Here is a 6,432-nt window from a genome sequence, read left to right as displayed (position 1 = left end):
CGGCGCGGCGGCCATGCGCTGCGCGCCGTAGCCGCCCTGCCCGGCCAGGTAGCGCGGCGCGTCGACGGCGCCCAGGTAACGCGCGCGCAGCGCCTCGGCGGTCGGCAGCGGCACGGCCGGCGCGAACGGATCCTGGTCGATCAGGTAGGGGAAGTCGGTGGCGCTGACCCAGGGCAGCGAATCGAGCGGCAGGCGATAACCCATCGGCGAATCGCCGGGGATCAGGTACATGCGCTCGTCGCGGAAGAACCACGGACCGGTTTCCCAGCGCGGGCCGGCCAGCCCGGGCGATTGCGGCAGCGGCTTGAGCGGCAGCACGTAGCCGATCACGGTGTCGAGCTTCTGGTCGAACACCTTGCGCAGCCGCGCGCGCTCCAGCTCGTCGTCCAGGCGCGAATCGAACGGATCGACGTTGACCGGCAGCCGGCGCTCGCGCCAGAGGTAGTACCAGACGTCCTCGAAACCGGGACGCATATGCTCGTCGCTCAGGCCGAGCCGCTCGGCCAGCGCGCGCAGGAAGCGCTGCGCGTCCTCGGTGCCGTAGGAGGACGGCTCGCGCTCGTCGGCGAACAGCGCCGGGTCCTGCCAGACCGGCTCGCCGTCCTTGCGCCAGAACACCGACAGCGCCCAGCGCGGCAGCTGCTCGCCCGGGTACCACTTGCCCTGGCCGAAATGCAGGAAGCCGCCCTCGCCGTATTCGGCGCGCAGCTTCTGGATCAGCGAGGTGGCGTAGCCGCGCTTGGTGGGCCCGAGCGCGTCGGTATTCCATTCGGCGCCGTCGCGATCGTCGATCGAGACGAAGGTGGGCTCGCCGCCCTGGGTCAGCCGCACGTCGCCGGCCGCCAGTTGCGCGTCGACCGCCGCGCCCAGCTCCAGCACGTCGCCCCATTGCGATTCGGTATAGGGCTTGGTCACGCGCGGCGATTCGTAGATGCGCGTGACGACCATCTCGTGCTCGAACTCCACCTCGCATTCGTCGATCAGCCCCTCTACCGGCGCGGCGCTGGTCGGCTGCGGCGTGCAGGCGAGCGGGATGTGGCCTTCGCCGGCCAGCAGGCCCGAGGTCGGGTCGAAGCCGATCCAGCCGGCGCCGGGCAGGTAGACCTCGCACCAGGCATGCAGGTCGGTGAAGTCGACCTCGGTGCCGCTGGGGCCGTCGAGCGATTTCACGTCGGGCGTCAACTGGATCAGGTAGCCCGATACGAAACGCGCGGCCAGGCCCAGGTGGCGGCACAGCTGCACCAGCAGCCAGCCGGTGTCGCGGCACGAGCCCGAGGCCAGCTTCAGCGTCTGCTCGGGCGTCTGCACGCCAGGCTCCAGGCGCACCAGGTAGCGGATGTCCTTCTGCAGTTGCTGGTTCAGCGCGACCAGGAAGTCGATGGTGCCCTGCGGCGCGCGATCGATGCCGGCCAGGTAGTCGCGGAACAGCGGCGAGGCCCCGGTGGCCGCGTCGCAGACCAGGTAGGGCGCGAGCTCGTCGCGCAGCGCGGCGTCGTAGCTGAACGGAAAGGTCTCCGCCGCTTCCTCCAGGAAGAAGTCGAACGGGTTGTAGACCGACATCTCGGCCACCAGGTCGATGGTGATCTCGAAGCCGCGCGTGCGCTCGGGAAACACGAGGCGCCCAAGGTAGTTCGCGAACGGGTCCTGCTGCCAGTTCACGAAATGCTGCGCGGGCTCGACCTTCATCGAGTACGACAGGATCGGCGTGCGGCAATGCGGGGCCGGACGCAGCCGCACGATCTGCGGGCCGAGCCCGACCAGCCGGTCGTAGCGGTAGCGGGTGGTGTGGTGAAGCGCGACGTGGATGGACATGTCAGGGTCGGTCGGTTCGGGTCAGGTCGGGACGACAGGCGCTGCGGTTCAGGGTTTCGGTGCTGCTTCGAGGGTGGTTCGCGGTGTTGCGCGCGGTGGTTCGGTCAGGTGCCGCGGTCCGGGGCCGAGGATCCGGCAACCAAGCGGCGCGCCCCGCCCGAGGACGAAGCGCGCGGCTGCCAAGCTCGCGACGGCACGGCCGGCGATCGAGGCGACGGCGGCCGGCACCGGCCGCGCGCAAGGCCGCCACGCCGGTTCCGGCAGCCGCGCCAGGCCGCGCCAACTCGCCGCGCTCAGACCAGCTCGGGCGACTGGATCACGCTGATCTCGACGCCCACCGCGCGCGCGCCGATCCCCGTCACGGCCCGCGCATCGCGGCAGTCCAGGCCGGTGGCGACGCGCACGTAGCGCTCGTCGGGGCAGCGGTTCATGAACGGATCGAAGCCGACCCAGCCGAGCCCTTCCACATAGGCCTCGGCCCAGGCGTGGCCCGATTGCGGGAGGGTGGCCACCGCAGCCTGCTGCAGGCGCGCGACCGGCTCGGCCTCGGCCGCGCCCTGCGCCGCGTGGAGCGTGCCGTCGGCATCCATCTGCATGCGCTGCGACTGCTGCGCGCCGCCCGAGGCCTGCATGGTTTCGGCGATGCGCTGCAGCGCGCCGTCGGTCAGCAGGTAGCCGCTCACGTAGCGCGCCGGGATCTTCAGCGAGCGCGCCGCGGCGATGAAGGCCTGCGCGTGGTCGCGGCTGGTGCCCTGGCCCGCTTCCAGCGCGGCCTCCGCATCGGCATCCGAATCGGCCAGCTCGGGCGCGTAGCGGATCCGCGCATGCACCTCGGTCATCAGCCAGTGCAGCGCGTCGAGGCTGCGGTGCTCGAGCGGCAGCGCCTCGGCCAGCTCGCGCACGCGCTCGCCGGCCTGGGTCTGCTCGGTGGCGCGCTCGAAGATCCACGGCGCGGCGTAATCGTCGGCGCTGCCGACGATGCCGGCCCGGTCCTGGGTCTCGACCACGCCGGCGGCCACCACCACCACCTCGGCCTTGTCGCCGCGGTCGTGGCGCACCAGGTCGATGCGATTGCCCAGGCCGTCGGCGTAGCTGACGGTGGGCTCGACGCCGTCGATCGTCACCTGCCAGGCGCGCACGGTCTGGCCGGGCCCGCTGGGCGGGCGCAGGCGCAGGCGCTGCAGGGCATGGCTCGCGTGCTCGTCGAACTGGAAGCGCGAAATATGTCGGATGGCGAGTCGCATGGCGGATCTCTCAGTCGAAGTTGTAAGCCTGGGCGATTTCCGCGCCGAGGCTGTTGTTGCGCCCGATGAAATCGGTCAGGAATTCGTGCAGCCCGCTCTTGAAGAGCCGTTCGACCGAATTGTCGGACAGCATCTGCAGGATTCTGGCGGCGGTTTCGTGACATTCGTGCGTGACGCCGTAATCTTTCCCGAGCCGGTTCAGGCTCGACATCACGCGGCCGTAGCAATAGCGCAGCGAGCGCGGCATGCGCCCGTTGAGGATCAGGTAGTCGGCGATGTTGATCGGCTTGTACTGCACGTCGTAGACCCAGCGATACGAGCGGTGCGCGGCCACCGAGCGCAGGATCGACTCCCATTGGTAGTTGTCGATCATGGTGCCGACGTGCGAGACCGAGGGCAGCAGCAGGTGGTACTTCACGTCGAGGATCCGCGCGGTGTTGTCGGCGCGCTCGATGAAGGCGCCCAGCTCGGCGAAATCGAAGATCTCGTTGCGCAGCATGGTGCCGTAGAAGCTGCCCAGCATCAGCGCGGTCTCGCGCTTGATGTGGTCGAGGATGGCCGGCAGCTGGCTGGAGCTGACCGGCTGCGCCAGCACCCGCTTCACCGATTGCCAGGCGTCGTTGACGGTCTCCCACAGCTCGCGCGTCAGCGCGATGCGCACCATGCGCGCGTTCGAGCGCGCGTACTCGATGCAGGACAGCACGCTGGAGGGGTTGTCGCGGTCGCGCAGCAGGTAGTCGGCGACGTTGTCGACCGTGTATTCCTCGTACTTCTGGCGGAAGCCCTCGTCGGCGCCCGAGCTGACCAGCACCGAGGACCATTCCGCCGGCGCGTCCGCGGTGCGCGTGAGCGCCATGCGCAGGCCCGCGTCGACGATGCGCGCGGTGTTCTCCGCGCGCTCGATATAGCGATACATCCAGTAAAGACCGCTTGCAGTGCGTCCAAGAAGCATGTCCTGTTCTCCGATCCTTGTTTCTCTGTCGCGCGGCGCGAGGCGCGGCGCGTGCCGGTAGCGCGGGCCTCAGTCGGCCAGCACCCAGGTGTCCTTGGTTCCGCCGCCCTGGCTCGAATTGACCACCAGCGAACCTTCCTTGAGCGCCACGCGCGTCAGGCCGCCCGGCGTGATGCGGATCCGGTCCGAGACCAGCACGAAGGGGCGCAGGTCGACGTGGCGCGGCGCGAGGCCCGCCTCGGTCAGGATCGGCGTGGTCGACAGCGCGAGCGTGGGTTGGGCGATGTAGTTCGAGGGCCGCGCGCGCAGCTTGGCGGAGAAGGCCTCGCGTTCGGCGCGCGTCGAGGCGGGGCCGACCAGCATCCCGTAGCCGCCCGAGCCGTGCACTTCCTTGACGACCAGTTCCTCCAGGTGCTCGAGCACGTACTGCAGGCTGTCGGCCTCGCCGCAGCGCCAGGTCGGCACGTTCTCCAGCAGCGCCTTGCGGCCGGTGTAGAACTCGACGATCTCGGGCATGTAGGAATAGATCGCCTTGTCGTCGGCGATGCCGGTGCCGGGCGCGTTGGCGATCGTGATGTTGCCGGCGCGGTAGACGTCCATGATGCCGGCCACGCCGAGCACCGAATCGGGGCGGAACGTGAGCGGATCGAGGAAGGCGTCGTCCAGCCGCCGGTAGAGCACGTCGATCGGCCGGAAGCCTTCGGTGGTGCGCATCGCCACCCGGCCGTCGATCACCTGCAGGTCGCTGCCCTCCACCAGGTGCACGCCCATCTGGTCGGCCAGGAACGCGTGCTCGTAGTAGGCCGAGTTGTGGATGCCCGGCGTGAGCACCGCCACGGTCGGGTTGTCGGCATTGCCGCCCGGCGGGCAGACCGCGGCCAGCGACTGGCGCAGCAGCTGCGGGTAGGTCTCGACCGGCCGCACCTTGACGCGCTGGAACAGCTCGGGGAACAACTGCATCATGGTTTCGCGGTTCTCGAGCATGTACGACACGCCCGACGGCGTGCGCGCGTTGTCCTCGAGCACGTAGAACTGGTTCTCGGCGGTGCGCACGATGTCGACGCCGATGATGTGGGTGTAGACGTTCCCGGGCGGCCGGAAGCCGATCATCTCGGGCAGGAAGGCCTCGTTGTGCGCGATCAGGTGCTTGGGCACGATGCCCGCGCGCACGATCTCCTGGCGGTGGTAGATGTCGTCGAGGAAGGCATTGAGCGCCATCACGCGCTGCTCGATGCCTTGCGACAGGCGCGTCCACTCCTGGCCGGAGATGATACGCGGCACGATGTCGAACGGAATCAACCGCTCGGCGGCCTCGGCATCGCCATAGACGGCGAAGGTGATGCCGGTGCGCCGGAACACGCCCTCGGCGTCGTGGGCCTTCTGCGCAAGGCTCGCAGGGTCCTGCTTGTCGAGCCATTGCTTGAGGCGCTCGTAAGGTGCGCGTACCGCGTCGCCGGATAACAGCATTTCATCGAATGGCTTCATTCAGGATTCTCTCCATCTTCTTGTGTTCGGCATCGGGTGCCGGACCGGCGTGGACCTGATATTGCAAGTCCCGTGCCTTCCGCCAGCCTGATTCTTCCGTGGATATGGCACCGTTTGATGACATAACGCACCATGCCGGTGCCGACCCGGCCGACTCGCGCGCCGGCGATGCGCCGAGACGAGGCAGGCACCCCGCGACGCATCCTCTCCCGCGCATCGAGCCGGCCGACATGCGCCGGCGCTGTGCATCGAAGCCGGAATCGATCATGCGCCGGTTTTGCTGCATTGCCTATCGGCGCACGAGGGGATTGATCGCGGCACGAAGAAAGCGCAGGCAAGCGTGTGCGGAGCCGCGTCGACGGTGCAGATTGCCCGGCGAATCGGAAACGATGCGAGGCGACGGCGGAGGATTTGCGAACCGGAGAAAGGTAATCAGGCCGCATGTGTCGCTCCGGGCATTTGTCAAACAGTATCAAGTGGCCCGCCGCACCGCCGCGGGCACCCGCCTCGGCAGCGCAGGCAGCGGCCCGGCACGCCGCCTTTCCCACCATGTTTTGCCGCCCCGCAGCATGACGATCCACCAATCGCAAATGAGAATTATTTGCATTTAATCTCGATTTGTTCGATGATTCGTCCATTCACCGAACGGATTTGTCCGAGATGACTGCCCTGCTCTCCCCGGCGACGCCGCAAGCCGGCCACGCCCCAGCCTCCACCGCCCCCGCCGATCGCCTGGCGGGCCTGCTCTCGCGTCAATCGCGCTGGCCGCTCACCGAGCCGGGCCCGAGCGACGCCGAACTCGATGCGATCCTGGACGCCGCCCTGCGCGCGCCCGATCACGGCAACCTGCGCCCGTGGCGCTTCGTGCTGATCCGCGGCGAGGCGCGCCGCGCGCTCGGCGGGGTGCTGGTGCGCATGGCCGATGCGAGCGAGCCCGGC

General features: G+C 68.9%; 5 protein-coding genes. 1 reads left to right on the top strand and 4 read right to left on the bottom strand.

Features of this window, described 5'->3' with window-relative positions; genetic code table 11:
* The 4 genes from F3J18_RS34925 to F3J18_RS34910 form a co-directional block, all read right to left on the bottom strand.
* Window positions 1-1,812: transglutaminase family protein (locus F3J18_RS34925; RefSeq protein WP_166916664.1), on the bottom strand; the 1,812-nt coding region annotated here is incomplete at its 3' end.
* Window positions 1,813-2,105: 293 nt separating this feature from the next.
* Window positions 2,106-3,056, bottom strand: a complete 951-nt coding sequence (locus F3J18_RS34920) for a transglutaminase family protein (protein WP_166916662.1) — start codon at window positions 3,054-3,056, stop codon at window positions 2,106-2,108.
* A 10-nt stretch (window positions 3,057-3,066) separates the two neighbouring features.
* Window positions 3,067-4,008 carry an alpha-E domain-containing protein gene (locus F3J18_RS34915; RefSeq protein ID WP_025098335.1) on the bottom strand — a complete coding sequence of 314 codons (942 nt, stop codon included), beginning with the start codon at window positions 4,006-4,008 and terminating at the stop codon, window positions 3,067-3,069.
* Window positions 4,009-4,077: 69 nt separating this feature from the next.
* On the bottom strand, window positions 4,078-5,493 hold the full coding sequence (locus tag F3J18_RS34910) for a circularly permuted type 2 ATP-grasp protein (protein ID WP_025098336.1): 1,416 nt from the start codon (window positions 5,491-5,493) through the stop codon (window positions 4,078-4,080).
* 660 nt (window positions 5,494-6,153) lie between these two features.
* On the opposite strand from F3J18_RS34910, the gene F3J18_RS34905 reads away from it, so the two are divergent.
* A partial coding sequence (locus F3J18_RS34905) for a nitroreductase family protein (RefSeq protein ID WP_205195700.1) occupies window positions 6,154-6,432 on the top strand: 279 nt, incomplete at its 3' end.

The sequence above is a fragment of the Burkholderia sp. Ax-1720 genome, assembly GCF_011753035.1.
Taxonomy (GTDB): domain Bacteria; phylum Pseudomonadota; class Gammaproteobacteria; order Burkholderiales; family Burkholderiaceae; genus Burkholderia; species Burkholderia gladioli.
Note: the sequence above shows the minus strand (reverse complement) of the source record. Positions and strands in the feature narration are given on the sequence as shown.